This window comes from Pseudomonas sp. NFPP02 (assembly GCF_900119355.1).
GTDB lineage: Bacteria > Pseudomonadota > Gammaproteobacteria > Pseudomonadales > Pseudomonadaceae > Aquipseudomonas > Aquipseudomonas paracarnis.
Map to the genome: position 1 here is coordinate 1 of NZ_FPJI01000020.1, position 20,090 is coordinate 20,090.

The following is a 20,090-nucleotide window of genomic DNA, read 5'->3' on the forward strand; positions in this document are numbered from 1 at the left end:
GAGGGGCTGCTCCTAGTACGAGAGGACCGGAGTGGACGAACCTCTGGTGTTCCGGTTGTCACGCCAGTGGCATTGCCGGGTAGCTATGTTCGGAATAGATAACCGCTGAAAGCATCTAAGCGGGAAACTAGCCTCAAGATGAGATCTCACTGGAACCTTGAGTTCCCTGAAGGGCCGTCGAAGACTACGACGTTGATAGGTTGGGTGTGTAAGCGCTGTGAGGCGTTGAGCTAACCAATACTAATTGCCCGTGAGGCTTGACCATATAACACCCAAGCAATTTGAGTCGAAAGGCCAGATTGCGGTGTGTGAAGACGAAAATGAACCGAAAGTTCGACGCTCACAAAACACCAAGCTCTATCACATACCCAATTTGCTGAAGCGAGGCCACTTGGTCACGACTCAGTACCCGAATTTCTTGACGACCATAGAGCATTGGAACCACCTGATCCCATCCCGAACTCAGCAGTGAAACGATGCATCGCCGATGGTAGTGTGGGGTTTCCCCATGTGAGAGTAGGTCATCGTCAAGATTAAATTCCGAAACCCCAATTGCGAAAGCAGTTGGGGTTTTGTTTTGGGCGCTCGAAAATTCCGGCGCTTTCAGCAACATTAAATAAGCTGCCGTTGAGGGAATTCGATACAAAGTGTTTCTGCATTTTTGCTATGGTGCAGCACATTTTCACAAGGATTGATCTTTATCCGCAGGATGCGGCGTCGACCTTTTCCAACGAGATGCTGTAGAAATGCCTGAACCAATACCTATCAAAGATCACGAAAAAGAAAACCGTTTGGTCAACAAACGTTTGTTTGCCTGCGCATTGCTGGTAATTGGGATCACGTGCGCCTTGGGGGGGCGTATGTATTTTTTGCAAGTCGTGCAGTACGACTACCACTCAACAATTTCGGAAAACAACCGGGTCCACGTACTGCCCATCACACCGACTCGCGGCTTGATCTATGACCGTAATGGTGTAGTCCTGGCCGACAACCGCCCGAGTTACAACTTGACCATCACCCGTGAGCGCACAGCCGACCTCAAGGGTGAACTGGACGAAATCGTCAATCTGCTGCATCTGCCAGCCGAAGACCGTGCGGTGTTTGATAAGGCGCTCAAGCAGGCCCGCCACCCGTTTGTTCCCGTCACGTTGTTCTACGAGTTGACCGAAGAGCAGATCGCCGTTTTGGCCGTCAACGAGTTCCGTCTACCTGGGGTGGACGTGGAACCACAATTCGTTCGCCACTACCCCCTGGGCGCGCACTTTGCCCATTCCATTGGCTACGTCGGTCGTATTAACGAAAAGGAATCCAAGACCCTTGATTCGGTGGAGTACCGCGGTACCCAATCTATCGGCAAAACCGGAATCGAGCGTTTTTACGAGTCTGAACTGCATGGCCATGTCGGTTATGAAGAGGTAGAGACCAACGCACAGGGCCGTGTGCTGCGCGTGCTCAAGCATACCGATCCGATCCCTGGCAAAAACATCGTCCTGAGCCTTGACGTCAAGCTACAGGAAGCTGCCGAAGAGGCCTTGGGTGACCGTCGTGGTTCGGTGGTCGCCCTGGACCCGCAGACCGGTGAAGTACTGGCTATGGTCAGTAAACCGAGTTTCGATCCGAACCTGTTTGTCACAGGCATTAGCTTCAAGGAGTACGCTGCGCTACACGACTCCATTGACCGACCGCTGTTCAACCGCGTGTTACGCGGGCTTTATGCGCCGGGCTCAACCATCAAGCCGGAAGTGGCCATCGCCGGTCTCGACAGTGGCGTTGTTACTCCACAAACCCGAGTGTTCGACCCGGGTTACTATCAGTTGCCAGACTTTGACCATAAATACCGAAACTGGAACCACAGTGGTGACGGCTGGGTGGACATGGATGCGGCCATCATGCGTTCCAACGACACTTACTTCTACGATCTGGCCCATAAACTCGGGATCGATCGCCTGCACGACTATCTGGCCGAGTTCGGCCTGGGTCAGAAAGTGTCCCTGGATATGTTCGAAGAGTCTGCCGGCTTAATGCCATCCCAGGCCTGGAAGCGTGCAACCCGACGCCAGCCGTGGTTCCCAGGCGAAACCGTGATCCTCGGCATTGGTCAAGGCTACATGCAAGTAACACCTCTGCAATTGGCCCAGGCCACTGCATTGATCGCCAACAAAGGCGTATGGAACCGACCGCACCTGGCCAAGACAATCAATGGTGTGCCACCGGTGGATGAGCACCCAATGCCCAACGTGATCCTCAAGGACCCGCGTGACTGGGAACAGGTCAACCATGGCATGCAATTGGTGATGCACGATCCCCGCGGTATCGCCCGAGCGGCAGCGCAAGGCGCGCAATACCGCATCGCCGGCAAGAGTGGTACCGCCCAGGTGGTGGCGATCAAGCAGGGTGAGCGCTACAACCGTAACAAGACGTTGGAGCGGCATCGCGATAACGCCTTGTTCGTCGGTTTCGCGCCGGCCGAACATCCGAAAATCGTGATTTCAGTCATGATCGAAAACGGTGAGGCCGGCGGCCGTGTAGCCGGGCCTGTGGTGCGACAGATCATGGATGCCTGGCTGCTCGACCAGGAAGGCCATCTCAAGCCGCAATATGCAGCGCCGGCCAAGGCGCCCGGCGATCCAAGGGTTTGACTCAAACCTCCCACTCATCCCAGCGTGCTACGCCGTCATAGGCCAGCCACGGTACTTCATGGGCCGTCCAGATATGCGAGGTGGGCCTGACGCCCGGATCATCATCCAGCGTCGCCACCCGCACGATCACGTGAGGCTGATGCCCACGTTCAGCGATCAGATGTGAGCCGCAGCGCGAGCAGAAATGTCTGAATTTGCCCGGTGAAGATTCAAATGACGACAGCAGCTCTTCACCCTGCGTCCAGCGAAAATGCTCACGCATCACCCCGGCCGTGGCAACAAATGCTGCCGCGTGTGCCTTGCGGCAGCTTTCGCAGTGGCAGTGGCTGATGGGCATGTCCAGGCTGTCCACTTGGTAGCGCACGCCTTTGCACAAGCAACTTCCATTCAGTGGGTCAGTCATAACCTATGGCCAGGCAAGGAGGGGGTCATCATCATCGCGCACAACGCAAGGTTGCGCATTGATTGATGTCGCCTACTGTTCAATGAAGGAGGTGACTTATGCACGTATTAGATCGCATCGAACGTAAAGTCCTGCTCAATGCGTCACGTAAACAGGTCTGGGAGGCTCTCACGCAGGCCGAGCAATTTGGACACTGGTTCGGTATCGCGCTTAAGGGTAAAACTTTTGTGGCTGGGGAAACCATCGAAGCGCCGATTACCTATCCAGGTTATGAACATGTCGTATGGAAGGCCAGGATCGAACGTATCCTGCCCCAAACGCTGTTTTCCTTCTGGTGGCATCCTTTCGCAGTGGAAGAGGGCGTCGACTACGACAAAGAGGCGCCGACGCTGGTGGAGTTCACGATTGAAGATCGCGCTCCAGGCATTCTGTTGCGGGTCGTTGAGTCCGGTTTTGACAAGGTGCCCGAAGCGCGTCGTCAGAAAGCCTTCAAGATGAACTCCCGTGGCTGGGATGAGCAAATGGGCAATATCGAAAATTATCTGAGCAAGCCCCCAACAAGGTGATGGCGCACACCGGAGGGCAGTCTTCACTCCCCTAGGCAGGCAGGCCGCTGACGGGCTCACAAATCACGTTCAGCTCGATGCCTTTTCTTGATTTGCTGGGCTTCATGCACGTAGCGGTCGGTGGTGGCGTTTGCACGGATGCCGAGTAGAATCACGCCCTGAAAGCGATTCCTGAGGTGCGGTACGGTGGATTTACAGCAGGGTTTTGTCCTGACCCGGCATTGGCGCGATACCCCGGCGGGCACCGAGGTCAGCTTCTGGCTGGCCACCGATCAAGGGCCACGGTGCATTCGCCTACCCGTGCAGACCTCGGTGGTTTTCATCCCAGAGGCCTATCGCAAGCCACTCGATTGGCTGCTCAAGGGGGAGCGCGATCTCGAGTTGCGCCCCTTGCAGCTATGCGACTTTCATCACCGCCCGGTTCTGGGCCTCTACGCCTGCCAGCACCGCCAGTTGATGGACATCGAGAAGCGCCTGCGCGCTGCCGGGGTCGATGTCTACGAAGGTGACGTGCGCCCTCCGGAGCGCTACATGATGGAGCGTTTTATCACCGCTCCTGTCTGGTTCGGTGGCACCGCTGATGCAAGCGGCACCTTGCTCGACGCGCAAATGAAGCCCGCCCCCGACTACCGTCCTCCCTTGAAGCTGGTGTCCCTGGACATCGAGACCACCGCCCAGGGCGATCTCTACTCCATCGCTCTTGAAGGCTGTGGCGAACGCCAGGTGTACATGCTCGGCCCGCCGAACAAAACCGACGCCGTGGATTTCAAGCTCGACTATTGCGACACCCGCGCTCAACTGATCGAACACCTCAACCAATGGCTGGCCACTTTTGACCCCGACGCGATCATCGGCTGGAACGTGGTGCAGTTCGACCTGCGCGTACTCCACGAACACGCCCAACGCCTGAACGTGCCGCTGTTGCTGGGACGTGGCGGGGAATCAATGGCCTGGCGCGAACACGGCAGCCGCAATCACTACTTTGCGGCGGCGGCAGGAAGACTGATCATCGACGGTATCGAAGCGCTGCGTTCGGCCACTTGGAGTTTTGAATCCTTCAGCCTGGAAAACGTTGCACAAACCCTGCTCGGCGAAGGCAAGGACATCTCCACGCCGTACCAGCGCATGGACGAAATCAACCGCATGTTTGCCGAGGACAAGCCTGCTCTGGCGCGCTACAACCTCAAGGACTGCGAACTGGTCACGCGGATTTTCGAGAAGACCGAGCTGCTCAAGTTCCTGCTGGAACGTGCCAGCGTCACCGGGTTGCCGGCCGACCGTAACGGCGGCTCCGTGGCCGCCTTCACCCACCTGTACATGCCGTTGATGCACCGCCAGGGTTTTGTAGCACCGAACCTGGGCGACAAACCGCCCCAAGCCAGCCCCGGCGGTTTTGTCATGGACTCGCGCCCAGGCCTCTATGAGTCGGTGCTGGTGCTGGACTACAAAAGCCTTTACCCGTCGATCATCCGCAGCTTCCTCATCGACCCGGTGGGCTTGATCGAAGGCCTCAAGCATCCCGACGACAGCGATTCGGTGGAAGGCTTTCGCGGAGCGCGCTTCTCCCGCACCCGGCATTGCCTGCCGTCCATCGTCACGCGGGTGTCCGAAGGCCGCGAAGAGGCCAAGCGCGAGCGCAATGCGCCGTTGTCCCAGGCACTGAAGATCATCATGAACGCCTTTTACGGTGTGCTCGGCTCCAGCGGCTGCCGGTTCTTCGACACCCGGCTGGCGTCCTCGATTACCCTGCGTGGGCATCAGATCATGCGCCAGACCCGCGCACTGGTCGAGGCCCAAGGGTACGAGGTGATTTACGGCGACACCGACTCCACCTTCGTCTGGCTGGGCAGCGCGCACTCTGCGCAGGACGCCAATCGCATCGGCCTGGCGCTGGTGCAGCACGTCAACGACTGGTGGCGCGCGCACCTGAGCAACGAGTACGGCCTGCAAAGCGCCCTGGAACTGCAATACGAAACCCACTTCAGTCGCTTCCTGATGCCGACCATTCGTGGCGCCGAGGAGGGCAGCAAAAAGCGCTATGCCGGCCTGGTCGTGCGCGAAGATGGCAGCGAAGAAATGGTCTACAAAGGCCTGGAAACCGTGCGCAGCGACTGGTCGCCCCTGGCCCGGCAATTCCAGCAGGAACTCTACCAACGCATCTTCCATCGACAACCCCATCAAGACTACATACGCGATTACGTGCGGCGTACCTTGAGCGGCGAATTCGATGAGTTGTTGATCTACCGCAAACGCCTGCGCCGGCCCTTGCACGACTACGAACGCAACGTCCCGCCCCACGTACGCGCCGCGCGCCTGGCAGACGAGTACAACGACCGCCTGGGCCGCCCGCGCCAGTACCAGCGGGGTGGCTGGATCAGCTACGTGATCAGTGTCAACGGCCCGGAACCGCTGGAAGTGCGGCGGGCACCCATCGATTACGACCACTACGTCACGCGCCAATTGCAGCCCGTGGCTGACGCAATCCTGCCGTTCGTGAATGACGATTTCGGTACCCTGGTAGGCGGGCAGATGGGGCTATTCTAGGTAATCGACCACAGGCTCGATATTGCCCATCGCTCAGGAGGAAACGCCCATGTACACCCTTTATGGCACCGACGAATCCGGATCCTGCATGATCGAAATCGCCCTGCAGCGCTGCGCAGTGCCGTGGCATCGCGTGCAGGCCAGTTCCTGGCAGGACGGCGAGGGTAGCGACGCGCTTGCACGTATCAATCCACTCAAGCAGATCCCCACCCTGGTCACTCCAAATGGCCAGGTACTGACCGAAAGCGCCGCGATCCTGATCCACCTGGGCCTGGAGTATCCCAAGGCCGAGTTGCTGGCTGGCGATCGTGCGCAGATCCTGCGTGGCTTGCTGTATATCGCCGCCAACTGCTATTCGGCGATCGGTATCATCGATTACCCGCAACGCTGGTTGGGCAATGCCGATGAGGCGCAGCAAGCGCAACTGGTCAGCGGCACACGGCGCTACCTGCACCAGGCTTGGGTCGTGTTTGCCGATCAGTTTGCCGGCCAGCTGTTTACCCCGAGCAACGCGCCGAATGCACTGGGCATCATGGCGGCAGCGGTGTCGCGTTGGGACGACGCGCGCGAGGTGCTCGGCAACCTGGCGCCGGGCTTTGCGCAGAGCCTGGAGCGGGTAGACGCTGACCCTGTCGTGGCCCCCGTTTTTGCCCGGCATTGGCCGCAGTGGAAGGTCTCGTAACCGGAAGAAACAATGACCAGGCCACTGTCCAAGCCCTTGCGTAGCGGGCTTCCTGACCTACGCTTCTCAAAGTGGTGTAGGAATCATCCTTGAATTTGGCTGTCGCAGACATGAAACTCAAGAACCCTGCATGGAATTCAAAGGAGGTGCGCATGCTCATCCGGTCGCTGACCCTGGCTACCTTGATGGCTTTTACGGGGCCTTTGTTGGCCGCTGATGATAATCCGCTCAAGCAGGAATTGGGCAAGACGCGCCCCCTGGTGGTCGTGGAGCTTGATGCTGGAAACCCGACACTGGCAACGCTGAAGAAACAACTGGAAGAGGCTGCCACCAAGCAGGCCTTCGAAGAGCGCAGCATGGTGTTCTACACCGTGAAGTTCGGCAGCATTGGTGCCGAAGGGGAGAAGTTCGCCAAGGATCCCAAAGACAGCAAAAAGCTCACGCCGCCTGAAACCAACGCACTGATCCGTGCCCTCAAGCTCGGCGTCGGCAGCGGCACCAAAGTGATTCTGGTCGGCAAGGACGGCGAGAAAAAACTCGAGAAAACCGTGCCGCCGGACAGCCTCGACCTGAAGGAATTCTTCAGCGCCATCGACCAGATGCCGATGGCAGAAAAAGAAGCAGCTGCCGTGGCAGAACCTGAGCCTGCCGCACCTGCTGCGCCGGCCAAGGGGGCCAAACCTGGCAAACCCGTCAGCAAGTCGGCGCCTCAGCAACTTGATGATTAACTACATGACCCATGTGGGAGCTGGCTTGTTGTGGCAAGCAAGCCCGCTTCCCCATTAGTCCTGTAGTGCTTTTACGGTTTAGGCGCTTTGCGCACTGGAAACGGAAAATAGAAAAACCGCAAGAACGCCACCCGCTTGATCACTTCCCCGATCAGCAACGGCACCAACAGTGCCACCACCAAACCTACACATGCCGCCATGAACGGATGCAGGCCCAGGCGCTCCATCAGGTCAAACGTCTTGTGCTGGATTTCGCCATGGAAGATCAACAGAATCAGGGTGGACTGGCCGATATAGGTCATCACTCGGGTGAGCAGCGCCGACACCATCAACACCCGCGCCAGCGCCCAGCAAATATACACGCCGATCACTGCCAGCAGGCTGGTCCACAGCCAGTGGTCGTAGCGTCGCTGGGCCAAGTCCATGGTGTCGTGGCTGTAAATGAACACGGCGGCGAACAGCACCACCGAGATCAACAGGGTCAGCAACGAACCTTCATGCCGGCGCAGCCAATCGCGCAGCAGGTAGCCATAGATGAAGTAGGTGCTGCTGATCAGCGTGACGTCGAGGCTGAAGGGCAGGCCGGGCAACGTCCAGGTGTGGTCACCGACGCTCACCGGTATCTGCCAGAACCATTGCAGCGTCCAGATGCCTAGCAACAGTTGCACACCGATCAGCATGCAGGCGACCACCAGGGGCAGCTTCAAGCGCTGGATCAGCCGCAGCATCAGCCAACTGAATAGAATCGCCACCCAGAAGTGCGGCAAGAACCACAGCGCTTGCCATGGGATAGTGTCCACCGAGGCATACAGCACGCCGCCTATATCCGGCAGCAGCGGTTGCCCCCGCAGTACGTCACGTACGATCACGTACAGCAGCATGGTGAAAAAAAACGGCTTGAGCAGGCCATCGGCCTTGCGCACCGCCATCTCCACGAACGGTTGCTCGGGCTTGAAGAACACCCCTGACAGGAAAAAGAACAACGGCAGCACGAACGACGCCAGGATCGGGTACATCAAGTCCAGCGAGGTGGCGACGAACCAGCTGTGGCCATACACAATAATCAGGATACCAATGCCCTTGGCGATATCCATTTGAATCCAACGATGTTTCATCTAAGTCTTCCCGAACGATCATTCACGCCTTGCGCCACGGCCTAAGCCACAGCCCCATGCCCAGCAACACCAAAGCACCTGCCAGGGTACTCAACCCCAACTGCAGCCATACATCTTGCAACCCGAACAACACCAGCGCCGCCAGCCCCAGCATCAACGTGTCTAGCAGCCAGTGCCGCGCCCAAGGCAGTGCCGTGAGCAGCCCCTGGCGCTGCATCAGCAGCAGCGCGGTGCAGATCACCCCAGCCAACGCCGCCAACGGAATACCGGCCAGGCCAAATGCAAACGGCAGTACGCAGAGCAACAGCACGTTGACCAGGCTGCCCAATAATTCACAGCGCAGCGGCTGGCGCGTATCGCCCGCGGCATACGCATAGCGCGCCAGCAGGGCGTTCCACGCGCCAAACACCAAGGGCACGGCAAACCATGCCAGCAGCAGTGGCAGAGGCGAATCAACCGATTGCTTGGGCAGCAGCAACGCCACCAGACTGGGCGCCGCCGCCACCAGGCCGACGCCGGCCGGCAGCGTCAGCACACTGGCGGTTTCCAGGCCGCGCTTGAGCAGGGCCAGGCGTTCATCGCCCTGGCGGCGGCTCATCATGCCCAGCAGCACCTGGTTGAGGCTCATCAGCGCAATCAGTGGCAGGTTCATCAGCTTGCGGGCCAGGTTGACCCAGGTCACCGCGCCTTCCCCCAGCAGCGACGCCACCAGGCGTTCGATCAAAGCCAAGCCCTGGCTGGCGCCGTTGCTCAGTAACAGCGGGCCTATACGCTGGCCCAACTCCCGCAGGGGGGCAACCGCCAGCTGCATGCGCCACGGCCGCCAGCCCTGACGCCAAATCGACGGCAGCAACGCCAAAGGCATCAACAGGCTACCGGCGAGACAGGCCAAGGCGAGGCCATGGGGTTGACTGGCCGTGCCGGCCAACGCGAGATAGGCCACCGGCGGCAGGTTGAACAACAACGAGCCGAGCCCTGCCAGCACAAAACGCTCGCTGGCCTGCAAGGGAATACTGAACAGTGCATGCAGCATCAAGCCTGGCACGCACCAGGCCACGACCTGCAAATTGCTGGCGGCGAGGGCGGTGGCACTGGTCGCCAGCCCTGGGCCCAGTACCTGCACCAGCCAGGGGGCTGACAGCATCAGCAGCAGACTGACCAGCAGGGCAACCAACAGCAATGCCGGGAACAACACGGCCAGCCAATCGAGGCGCTCGCTGTCCTTGCGCTGCAAGTAGAGCGGCAACGCGGCGGCGCTCAACACGCCACCGGCCAGTGACATTCGCAGCGCCTCGGGCAAGAACAGTGCGATCAAGAACGCATCACTGCGCTCCCCCGCGCCCCAGGCCGCCACAAGTAACCATTCGCGTGCGAACCCCAGGCACAGGCCGAGCAGGGTCGCCAGGGTCAGCCATACGGCAGAACCGAGCATCAGGGGCGCGCGCCATCAAGCAGCGGCTTGCGAAAAACCACAGTCTTGACCTGTGGCAGGCGCGCTGGGAACAAGCGCCGTGCTTCCAGCACATTGATCCCCACCATCAGCCAGAACAGCGCGACCATCACGACGGCAAAACTGAAGTAGTGGTCAAATAACCCACTGACCAGCGCCGACAGAATTCCTGCCGTGCTGCCCAGCCACAGGGCATTGTCCTTGGTCAGGCGGATCGGGCCTTTTTCCGGCCTGGCTTCACGCCACCAACGCACCGTAACGGCTATAAAGAGCAGCATGCCGACGATGCCGGTCTTGTAGATAAAGTTCAGCCACAGGTTGGAGATCCCCAGCAAGTGTGTGCCCGGTACCGGAGGGTCAACCTTGAAGCCAATGCCGAACGGATACGCCACCATGGCCTGGGGGAACATGCGGTATTCATCAAAACGAACTTCGGTGCTGGCGTTGCTCGACGAAAAGATCGTCGCCAAGCGTTCCTGCAGCGGTGGATAGGCCATTACCAAGGCCACGGTCAACGCCGCGCCGATCATCAACAAGCGTCCGGTGTAAGGCACGCGGCGGGTGGCCATCCACATCAGTACCAGCGCCAGGCTGACCATCGCGCCACGGCTGCTGGCCAACAGCAACGCCGCCGCTCCCAGGCACGCCACGCCAAGGCCCAGCGCACGTTTGAAACCTTGTTCGGTCATGCCGTAACAGAACGCCAGGGGCAGCAACAGCGCCATGATCCCGCCGATGGCGTTCGGGTGCATCCACGGTGAACCCATGCGCGACGACATGGCTTCCAGGCCGAATTTCAACATGTCGAAGTTGCCGTAGTTGAGAAGGGCGAGAATCGGCGCAATCCCTGCCCCGGAGCGCGTGCGCACGAACACGGCGATCGACATCACCAGCATCGCCAGAGTGCCCAGCAGCAAGGCGATCACCAGGCTTTCGCGGCGTTTATAGTCCACCAGCAGCTTGGCGGCCAGGAACACCCCCGACAGGTTCAACAACCAGCGCAGCCAGTTGGCTACGCCGCTGCTTTCGGCGTGGATGCTCACCTGGCCAACGATAAACGGGAACACACTGAACAGCATCAACCACAGCAGCATCTGGTCGGTGGGCCGGCGTGCCAGGCGCGGTGCATCGGGCAGGCGCGACAGGAAGCTGTGCCACAGCACGGCGCCCCAGGTCAGCGCCAGGATGGCTTCGCTTACCGTGCTGCGGATGCCCAGGTTGAGGGTGGAGTAGGGCATGAAGGTCGCGACCAGGGCAAACAGCAACAAGCCCCAGAAGGGAAAGCGCAGGATGGTCACGGCTGCCGCAACACCCATTACAGCAAGAAAGGCCTTGGCCGGTGACAGCGCCAGGGCGGCTGCACCAAACAGCACGCCGAAGAGGATGGCGACGAGGCTTGCCAGGGAGAGTCTCATTTCAGTTCCTCGATCAGTTCGGCCAGGCGCCGACGATAGGCGTTTGGGTTGTAGCGTTCGGCCCATTGCTTGCGTTGTTCTGCAGAAGACTCGTCGCTGCGCTCGCCCAGGCTCAGCATCAGTTGCACCAACGCCGGGCCATCGGTCGGGGAAAACCGCGGCGCCGACGGCGGGGTGATTTCATCCAGCGAGGTACCGCTGGCCACGGCCACAGGTGTGCCGACGCTCAGCGCTTCAATCACCGGTAAACCAAACCCTTCCGCGTAGGAGGGCTGCCACACACGGGACGCCTGGCGGTACAACGCCTGCAGTTGGGCATCGGTGACACCACTGAGTGCGCGAATTCCCGGTAGCCCGCGCAGTGCTTCGGGCAAATGCTCAAGGCTGCCCACCAGCATCAATTCCGGTACAGCGGGTGATTGCTGCCGCGCCTGCTGCCAGGCCTTCACCAGAAAGGGTACGTTCTTGCGCAACTCGCGAGTACCCACCAGTAGCCAGAAGGCTTCGGGTAAGTGGAGATCGGACAGGTCTGCTGCCGGCTCATTGAACCCATCCACCTGATTGGGCAGCACACGCACCCTGCCCGCCGCCTGGGGAAACAGGCGTACGGTTTCATCGGCACTGTATTGCGAGGGTGTCCACACGCGATCGGCGCTGCGCACCGCATAGGCAATCGACAGCCGGTCGCTGGTCTTGTAGACCAGGGCCTTGAGGCGATTGGCGTGGTAGTTGTCCAAAGTGATCTGGAACAGGTCGTGCAGCAGTACCACAGTGCGCAGCCCCTTGGGCTTGGGTGGTAATGGCAAGCCCATATTGAAGGTGCTGATGTACAGGTCAATCTGTTGTTCGCGCAGGGCCCGGGGTAAAAAGCCGGCTTCGAAACGCAGGCGATTCTGTGGCTGATGCATCGCCGTCTTCGCGCAACCCCAGGTCGGGCAGTGGGCCTGCAAGCGTGTCTGGTCGCCCAGCGGGGCCACGGTAAACCGTTCCAATTCGATACCCGGCAAGGCACGCAAGGCGCTTTCCAGGGCATACACCTGGCGGCTGATACCCGATTGCGGCGAGGTGCCGACGGTGCGGTAATCCAGGCCTACACGCATACAGGCTCCTTTTGAGTGAGCGGCGACAGGCTGGCGTACACCTGCTCCAATTGGCTGGCGGCCACGCTCCAGTCATGGGCGCGCCGCACATAGGCGCGCCCGGCTTCGCCCATGGGCGCTGCGGCCGCGGGGAATTGCAGCAGGCGTACTACAGCATTCGCCAGGTCAGCGGCGGTTTGCCCTGCGAGGTAGTCCAAGCCGTCGACCAGGTCCAGGCCCGACACGCCCTGCTCGGTGCTGGCCAGGGGCAGGCCGGCCGCCAGCGCTTCCAGCACTTTGAGCTTGGAGCCGCCGCCATGGCGCAACGGTGCCAGGAACACTGAACAACTCGATTGCAGGCTCAGCAGGTTCGGCACGAAGCCTTGCCACTCGATGCGGGGGTCCTGCCACCGCTCGCTCCAGCTGCCGGGCATGCCGAAACCGCACACGCTCATGCGCGCATCCGGGCAGCGCTCCCAGACTTTGGGCAGGATTTCATCCAGGGCCCACTCGATCGCGTCCACATTGGGCGCGTACTCATAGTTCCCGAGAAACAGTACACGGCGTGTCGATGGATCTGGGTGTGCAGCGGCAAAGTGGTCGCAGTCCACGCCATTGACCACCACCGGCACCGGTTTGCCGGCGATGCCTTGCATCACCTGTGCATCGCTGTCGGTTACTGCTACCACCTGGGTAGCCTGGCGCATTACCCGGCGTTCCCAGCGCATATAGCGCCATTGATCGTAGCGAATGAACGGCAGCGCCCAGCTCGGCAGGCGGTCATAGGTGGCCGCGCCCAGGGCCGATTCCACGTTGTGTTCGGTGAGCACGAAGGGCTGGGACTTGCGCACCAGGGCGTCTTCATACGGCTGGAAGCTGTAGCTGTGTTCTATTTGCACCACATCCCAGTGCTCATTGAGCAGTTGGTTGAATCGGTCCTGCAACGCCCCCGACAGCCCATTCACGCTGGCCAGCAAGGGGTAGGGTGCAAAGAGTCCGGCCACCAGGGTCTTCACGCTGCGCAGTGGGCGGCGGGGCAAGATGATCAATTGCTCGAGAAAGGCTTCCAGTACCTGGCGATCGGTCAGCGATACCGGGTGTTTGTCATGCAGGAGCAAGGTGATCCGATGCCCCCGGGCCGCCAGGCTGCGCAGCAGGTGGAACTGACGCGTCTTGCCGCCGCTGGTGGCGGGCCAGGGTGAGTAGGGCAGGATCCATAAAATGCGCATGACGGGTTTCAATCCCATAACAGAATTTGCAGGTTCGGCATGACCGCAACGGTCAAGCCGTTGGTGCCGCTCACTGGGGTTTGCGTGCCGCGCAGCGGGTCATACAGGGTGGCGTTGGCGAGGTCCGGCAGGTGCGCATTACCGCCTTTTGCCGACCAGAAGAACCACAGCTTGCGACCATCGGCGCGGGTCCATCCGATGCTGAACAGGCCCTCGGGCAGTTGATCGGCGGCGGGTGGGTCGCCAGGCGTCAATTGCGGTCCGCTGACGTCGAGAAAATGCTTCAGTGCGGTATAGACCGGTTTTGGCTTGGCATCGAGGTCGAGCAAGCCGTAGGCACGGTCGCGCACGCTGGCGCGCTGGTCGAGGTCGCTCAAGGTAAACAGGAAGATCTTGTCGAAATCCATCGCGCTCATCAGGGCCAGGCGGCGGAGCACATAGTCGGCCTGGCCTTGCAGGGTAATGATGTCCTGGACTTCCTTGGGCCCCGTGTACGCTGACCAGCCCCATTCGGTGCTCCACAGCGTCTTGACGCCATTGCTGCGCAGTTTCTGGTTGAGCGCAGTTGTCTTGGCGACGAAGTCCAGGTTGGCGGGGTCGTTTCCTTCGGGCAACTGGGTGTAAGGGTGATAGGACATCACGGTGTTCAGGCTGGGCACGCCGAGGGCATCGAAGGCGTCGAGCATGGTCTGGCCGTTGGGCATCTCGCTGAAAAACGCCAGGCCAGCCGCCACCACTGGTTTATTCGGGTTGACCGCACGCAGGGCCGCGGCGCTGCTTTTCAGCAGGGCGGCGTAGCCGGCCGGGTCGGCCACGGGGCGCCAGAAGCCGAGCAGATTCGGTTCATTCCAAACCTGCCAGGCATCAACGCTGGGATAACGTTGGGCCAACAGCGCCATGCGGATCGCGAACACATTCGGGTCCTTGGGCGGGTACTGGTCCTGATACGGCGCACCCACGGGCGCTGTGGTGATGAAGGGCGCCGAACCCACCAGGTAGAAGACCGACTTGAGCTGGTTGTCCTGCAACTTGGCCACCAGTTCGTCCAGCGTGGCCACCTGGTACTGATCAGCCACCGGCTCCAACCGATCCCAATGCAGGTCCAGGCGTACCCACTGCAAGCCCAGGTCCTTGAGACGGTCGATCTGCATCTGGTAACGCTGGGGGCTGAACCACAGGAACTGCGCGTTCACTCCCAGGAAATCCTTCCACACCAGCACCTTGTTGCCCTTGAGCACATGGCTCTCGGCATCGGCCGGGCGCCCCCAGATAAAGACGGTAACGCCCATGACCGCCACCAGTGCAAGCGTGGCCAAGTACGTACGTTTACGCACCATAAGGGGCCCCCGCAATCGCTTGCTCAAAAAGCTGCTTGAACTGCCGTGCGGTCAGTGGCCACAGGCGTTGGCCGCCAATGTGCGCGGCGCGTTCGGCCCAGTCCCTGGCCAGCGTCGGGGTCTGCGCCAGGCGCAGTAGTTGCGCGCTCAACGCGGCGACGTCGCCTTGGGGATAGATTGCGCCGTTTCCGCTGGCAACCTCTTCGGCAAATGCCCGTGCATCCGAAGTAATCGCCCCGCGCCCGCACGCGGCGGCCCAGGACAACGCGCCGCTGGTGCCGCGCTGGCGACCCAGCAGGCCGAGTTTTTTCGATTCGCGATACGGCAGCACCATCACGTGGTGCGCCTGTATCGTCTGCGCAATCTCGCTGGCCGGCAGGTTCAGCCGCCAGTCGATGGAGCCAGACAGGCCAAGGTCGGCTATCTGGCGGTTCAATTGTTCAAGGTAATTGCCGCCCGCCCCAAACGCCATTTCGGCGGCAGTGCCACCGGCCAGGGTCAGGCGCACACGGTCACGCAATTGGGGGGCTTGCTGGAAAACTGCGGCCAGGGCCTGTAACAGGTCTTCAATGCCTTTGCCCCGGTAGATAAAGCCGAAATACAGCAGGTGCAGCGTATCCAGGGGCGGCAGCGCCACCGCCGCAATCGCCAGGTTGGCATGGTTGATCACCGCCACTTTACCTGCGGGCAATTGCATGCGTTGGCTGAGGCAATCGGCGCCCAGGCGGGTGAGGGTGATCAGTCTTGTGAGGCCGCGGGCCACCTGCCGCTCTTCACGCAGGGTCAGCGGGTCTGCCAGCACCACCGCCGCTTGCGGCAACGGGCTGGGCAAGCGCTCCAACAGATTGAGCGGGAAGGGCAGTTGCTCGCGCCGCCATACCATGCGCTCGGGGTCATGCACGGTGGCCGTCAGCGGCAGGTTGGGATAGGCCTTGCGCAACTCGCGCAACGCCAGGAACTCCCCCAGCCGGCCGCCGCCCAGCTCGGCGTGGACCAGGTCCACGCTCTGCCAGTCGAATGCACCGATGGCCTGCTTGATCGCGATGCTGGTGCCCTCGACGCCGCTCAACGGTGTCGCCACCGTCACGCCCAGCTGCTCCAGTGCCGTCTTGAAATGGTTCGCGTAGTCGGCGATCCCATTTTTTTCCGGCGGCAAAGGCGCGAGCAGGGCGATGCGCATCAGAACGCCCCCCGATATTTGGCGATGGTCTGCAGCACCTTGGCCGGCACTTCGAATTTACGCCGGTTGATGATGATGCCGTCCACTTTGCCGAATGCGGTATTGAGGATCGACAGCGCATGCTCCACCACCGGGACCGTGCTTTTCTGCGCCTCCACCACCAGGGCGATCAGGTCGGCGCGACGCAGATTGACGAAGGCATCGCGGTTGTCCAGCAGCGCCGAGGCATCCAGCAGTACCACTTCGCCCGGCGCCGCCGGGGCCGCACCGCCGACACGCACAGTAATGCCGTTTTCCTGAAGCAACTGGCGCAACTGTTCCACTACGAACGTCACCCCTTCACCATGGCGCGCGGAGGTCAACCCGAGGGTCAGGCCGCGTTCAGTGATACGGTCCAACTGCAGCAGACCGTAGAGCCGGTAGATGCTCGCGTTGAATGCGTTGGTGCCTTGTGCGGTACTGGTATCCAGTTCTGGCAGGGTGGTCCACAGCGGCAGGCCGAACTTGCGTTCCACCAAGCCACCGTCATGGATGCGCTGGTCGAGCAGGTAGCACAGGTAGATCACCAGCAAGCCGACCACGATGGAAAACGGGATCGCCAACAACAGCATCAACAGGGTTTTAGGGAAGATTCGGCCAGGGTTCAGGGTGGCCTCCTCGATCACCGCGATATTGCTGATCTGGCTGTTATCCAGCTCACGGTCGATGCGCGATTTTTCCAGGTTATCGACATACAGCGCATAGTTACGCTCGGTGGCACTCAGTTCACGGGACAGGCGCGCCAGCTCCGGTTCAATCTCCAGGGCTTCCTTGCGTTGCGCCTCGAGGTTCACCAGTTGTTTCTGCTGTTGCACCAGTTGTGTACGCAGTGCCGAGTTGTTGCTGGACTCATCGAGCAGCACGCGCTGCAAGTGGATCTCCAGGGTGTTCGGCGCACGGTTTTCCGAGCTTTGCACGGTGTTGCTTTCATTCGCGACCTGGGCCTGCATGGCGCGGATCGACGCATCCAGGGCTTTGACCGGCGGCGCATTGTCGGTGTAGGTGCGCATCATGTCGGCCTTTTCCAGCAACTTCTGGTTGAGCAGGCGACGCAAGTCCTGCTGCTGCGGGTTCAGCGCAATCTGGCGTACCGTGGTCACTTCCTTGGGTTGGGTCTTGAGCTGAGTGCGGGTGCTCTCCAGGGCGCTGTCGGACGAGGCAATCAAGCGCGTGGTATTGAAGGTTTCGCCACGCAGCACGTTGATGCGCTCGGACAAATCCTCCAGGCGATCGGTGATGCTTGCCGCGCCGATCTGGTTCAAGTGGGCAAGAATCTGCTCCTTGTAGCTCTTGATTTCGGTAGCGCTGTTGGCTACCTGGCCTTCATAGAAGGCATACAGGCTCTTGCGTCCCAGGGCCTGGGTGCGTTCGTTGATGTAGGTCTCGACCCAGCTTTTGACCACCGCCTGGGCGATTTCCGGGTCGCTCCACTTGAAGCTGATGTCCATGACGGTGGAACCGGCCGCGTGGCTGACGTCGAAGTTTTTCTCCAGGCTGGCGGCCAGGCGCTCCACGGGTGTGGTCTGTTCAATGATGCCCACGGTTTCCAGCACCACGCGCACACCGTCGAACACTGCGCCGATACCACTTTTGACGTAGTACTTGGTGCGCTTCCAGAGGCCTTCCGGTGGCGGCATTTTGTCGATGACTTCCAGGTAATGCTCGGCCACCGCCCGCACGATAGGGCGACCGGTCAGCAGGCGTTCCTCATCGACAATCGGGTCGCGTTGAGTGCTCGGCATGACCAGCGCCTGGCGGTTGCTGATCTCAATGGGCAGCGTCGAATCGCGCCCCGGCTTGACCAGCAAGCGTGCGGTGGACTCGTATTTGGCTGGTAGTAAAAAGGCCCCCAGCAGAATGATCACCAGCGCCGCGATGGCCGCCAGCTTGAACTCGTGCCGGAAGATGAAGAACAAGCGCAGAAGATCGCGAAAAGAACGGATCTCGATCATGGGATGTCGCTCCTTTAGTTACTGCCGCCGCTGGTTCGGGTGTAGTTGTAGCCAACCCCGATCGACTTGGTGAATGGGATCAACTGGTTCAAGTAGGTATCTACGCCCTGGATGCGCTCGCCCACGTTGGATTTGGGCACGAACACCACATCTCCCCGCTGCAGCGGCACTTGTTTACGCCCGTTGGGGCCGGTCTTGAGGTATTGGCTGAAGTCCAGGAAGTAAGCGCGGTAGGTGCCTTGGGTATCTTCGCGCAACAGTGCGACCATGCTGGCGTTGCCCGCCGGGTTCACCCCGCCGGCGCCGACGATGGCTTGTTCCAGGGTGTTGGCCGAGGCGATCGGCACCGTGGTCGGGTTGTTTACCGCACCGCCGACGATGATCGAGTTGCCCGGTGCCTGGTTGATGTTCACCGTCACCCGTGGCTCGCGATACACCGGCGCAAGCTTGTTGCTCAGCTCGTTCGCCACCTCGGCTGGCGTGCGACGGGCTACCTGGATCGGGCCCAAGAACGGGTAGTTGATCTTGCCATCGGTTTGCACGGTGTACAGCGTCAGCTCATAGATGGTGCTGACGTTGAACGCCGACAGCGTTGGCATCTCACCGGCATCGCGCACAATGCGCAACTGATCGCCGATGCGGATACGCTCTACCGCCGGCGGCAGCTGCGCAAGCTGGTCGAGGGCGCGCTTGCCGTCCTCGACCGTCTTGCCGTCGGGGGGGACGATACGTGCAGGGGTATTGCAGGCGGCCAGTGCCATCATGGCCAGGACGAGCATAGTTCTTTTCATCAAGGGGGACTTCCTGTAGGTCATGATGCTCACCTCCAATAACCGGGAAACATGCTGATGCGCCGCTTTAGGGCGAGGGGTAGGCGGCGTTCCAGATGGCCCAGCCGATAGCCGAGCAATTTGAACGCGCTGCGCACCAGTACTTCGGGTACGCGGTGCAATGCACCGGCTGCGCGCAACGCTGCGAGTTCAGCCTGTACATAGCGTTTACCTTCACCGCCGGCATCGCCAAAGGCTTGGCGAATCCACGGTTCGCGACCGTAGAACACGCCAATGTCGAAGTAGCGGTGAAACTCATCCATGAGTCGGTAATCGTGGGAGTGGTACACCCGCGCCGTGGCGGCGTAGCGCACCTTGTAGCCATCAAGCAGCATGCGCGCCGCGACGTAGGCATCCTCGCTGCCGATCACATCGGCGGGGAAGCCACCCACGGCCTGCAGGGCGCTGCGCCGGTAGACTGAAAACGAGTCGGAGCTGAAGCAGGTTTTAATCCCCAACTGCGCAGCGTCGGCAAGGCTCTTGGTGCGGCTCTGGGCGGGGTAATTGAAGTGGCGTGACTGCGCTCCCAGCACGCCAGCGCCAGGGTGCGGCAATTGCCGGCCGTAGGCCACGCCGTTGAGTGGGTCTTGTTGCAATTCTTCGAGCAGGTTGGCGAAGGTCTCGGGGTCGGCCGGGATTGCGTCCTGAGTCATCACGATCAGTGCGTCACCGCTCGTGTGTTCACTGGCCCAGCGCCGTGTGCCACCGTGGTTGAAGTCGCGTGCGTCGATAACCTCGACCCGCGCGCCAAATTCGCGAAAGCGCGCCACGGTGTCATCGCTGGACGCGCTGTCGACTACCAGCATCTCGTCCGGTTGCCGGGTCTGCATCTGCAGCGCGGGCAGCAGTCGCGTCAAATGACTGGACGCGTTGCGGGTTGGAATGATCAGCGAGGTGCGCAT

At 60.7% G+C, this 20,090-nt stretch carries 16 protein-coding genes and 2 rRNA genes; 7 read left to right on the plus strand and 11 right to left on the minus strand.

The genetic code is table 11. From position 1 onward, the window contains the following. The 3 genes from BT204_RS25405 to mrdA all read left to right on the plus strand — a co-directional run. A 23S ribosomal RNA gene (locus BT204_RS25405) occupies nucleotides 1-265 on the plus strand; the annotation flags it as partial. A 152-nt stretch (nucleotides 266-417) separates the two neighbouring features. After that, a 5S ribosomal RNA gene (rrf, locus tag BT204_RS25410) occupies nucleotides 418-533 on the plus strand. Between the two features lie 213 nt (nucleotides 534-746). Next, entirely contained in the window at nucleotides 747-2,639 is a 1,893-nt protein-coding gene (gene mrdA, locus BT204_RS25415) for a penicillin-binding protein 2 (protein ID WP_072448676.1), read from the plus strand. Nucleotide 2,640: 1 nt separating this feature from the next. On the opposite strand, the gene BT204_RS25420 is transcribed toward mrdA, so the two are convergent. Then, nucleotides 2,641-3,042: a GFA family protein gene (locus BT204_RS25420; protein WP_054898206.1), complete on the minus strand. Its 402-nt coding sequence runs from the start codon at nucleotides 3,040-3,042 to the stop codon at nucleotides 2,641-2,643. Between the two features lie 98 nt (nucleotides 3,043-3,140). Here BT204_RS25420 and BT204_RS25425 point away from each other — a divergent pair, with 98 nt between their 5' ends. The 4 genes from BT204_RS25425 (at nucleotide 3,141) to BT204_RS25440 (ending at nucleotide 7,562) form a co-directional block, all read left to right on the plus strand. Further along, nucleotides 3,141-3,608, plus strand: a complete 468-nt coding sequence (locus tag BT204_RS25425; RefSeq protein ID WP_072448678.1) for an SRPBCC family protein — start codon at nucleotides 3,141-3,143, stop codon at nucleotides 3,606-3,608. Between the two features lie 186 nt (nucleotides 3,609-3,794). Then, nucleotides 3,795-6,152, plus strand: a complete 2,358-nt coding sequence (locus BT204_RS25430) for a DNA polymerase II (protein ID WP_072448680.1) — start codon at nucleotides 3,795-3,797, stop codon at nucleotides 6,150-6,152. Between the two features lie 49 nt (nucleotides 6,153-6,201). Beyond that, complete coding sequence (locus BT204_RS25435) at nucleotides 6,202-6,834, plus strand: glutathione S-transferase family protein (protein WP_054898208.1); 633 nt, start codon at nucleotides 6,202-6,204, stop codon at nucleotides 6,832-6,834. Nucleotides 6,835-6,986: 152 nt separating this feature from the next. Beyond that, on the plus strand, nucleotides 6,987-7,562 hold the full coding sequence (locus tag BT204_RS25440) for a DUF4174 domain-containing protein (protein ID WP_034125844.1): 576 nt from the start codon (nucleotides 6,987-6,989) through the stop codon (nucleotides 7,560-7,562). A 71-nt stretch (nucleotides 7,563-7,633) separates the two neighbouring features. Here the strand turns inward: BT204_RS25440 and BT204_RS25445 are convergent, their stop codons facing one another. From BT204_RS25445 to BT204_RS25490, 10 genes are read right to left on the minus strand one after another with little or no spacing between them, the layout of a single operon-like run. Beyond that, complete coding sequence (locus tag BT204_RS25445) at nucleotides 7,634-8,677, minus strand: acyltransferase family protein (protein ID WP_034125843.1); 1,044 nt, start codon at nucleotides 8,675-8,677, stop codon at nucleotides 7,634-7,636. A gap of 22 nt (nucleotides 8,678-8,699) precedes the next feature. Continuing rightward, nucleotides 8,700-10,109: a lipid II flippase MurJ gene (locus tag BT204_RS25450; protein WP_072448682.1), complete on the minus strand. Its 1,410-nt coding sequence runs from the start codon at nucleotides 10,107-10,109 to the stop codon at nucleotides 8,700-8,702. Beyond that, complete coding sequence (locus BT204_RS25455) at nucleotides 10,109-11,542, minus strand: O-antigen ligase family protein (protein ID WP_054898211.1); 1,434 nt, start codon at nucleotides 11,540-11,542, stop codon at nucleotides 10,109-10,111. Before BT204_RS25455 ends, BT204_RS25450 begins: the two co-directional genes overlap by 1 nt. Then, on the minus strand, nucleotides 11,539-12,642 hold the full coding sequence (locus BT204_RS25460) for a glycosyltransferase family 4 protein (protein WP_072448684.1): 1,104 nt from the start codon (nucleotides 12,640-12,642) through the stop codon (nucleotides 11,539-11,541). Before BT204_RS25460 ends, BT204_RS25455 begins: the two co-directional genes overlap by 4 nt. Next, nucleotides 12,633-13,850 (minus strand): glycosyltransferase family 4 protein, encoded by a 1,218-nt coding sequence (locus tag BT204_RS25465; RefSeq protein ID WP_072448687.1) that lies wholly within the window; start codon nucleotides 13,848-13,850, stop codon nucleotides 12,633-12,635. The genes BT204_RS25460 and BT204_RS25465 overlap by 10 nt, the downstream gene beginning before the upstream one ends. A gap of 8 nt (nucleotides 13,851-13,858) precedes the next feature. Further along, nucleotides 13,859-15,187 (minus strand): cellulase family glycosylhydrolase, encoded by a 1,329-nt coding sequence (locus BT204_RS25470; RefSeq protein ID WP_072448689.1) that lies wholly within the window; start codon nucleotides 15,185-15,187, stop codon nucleotides 13,859-13,861. Continuing rightward, nucleotides 15,177-16,367 carry a glycosyltransferase gene (locus BT204_RS25475; RefSeq protein ID WP_054898214.1) on the minus strand — a complete coding sequence of 397 codons (1,191 nt, stop codon included), beginning with the start codon at nucleotides 16,365-16,367 and terminating at the stop codon, nucleotides 15,177-15,179. The genes BT204_RS25470 and BT204_RS25475 overlap by 11 nt, the downstream gene beginning before the upstream one ends. Further along, on the minus strand, nucleotides 16,367-18,358 hold the full coding sequence (locus tag BT204_RS25480) for a GumC family protein (protein WP_034125836.1): 1,992 nt from the start codon (nucleotides 18,356-18,358) through the stop codon (nucleotides 16,367-16,369). Before BT204_RS25480 ends, BT204_RS25475 begins: the two co-directional genes overlap by 1 nt. 14 nt (nucleotides 18,359-18,372) lie before the next feature. Then, nucleotides 18,373-19,149: a polysaccharide biosynthesis/export family protein gene (locus tag BT204_RS25485; protein WP_034125835.1), complete on the minus strand. Its 777-nt coding sequence runs from the start codon at nucleotides 19,147-19,149 to the stop codon at nucleotides 18,373-18,375. Nucleotides 19,150-19,178: 29 nt separating this feature from the next. After that, nucleotides 19,179-20,090: a glycosyltransferase family 2 protein gene (locus BT204_RS25490; RefSeq protein ID WP_060764306.1), complete on the minus strand. Its 912-nt coding sequence runs from the start codon at nucleotides 20,088-20,090 to the stop codon at nucleotides 19,179-19,181.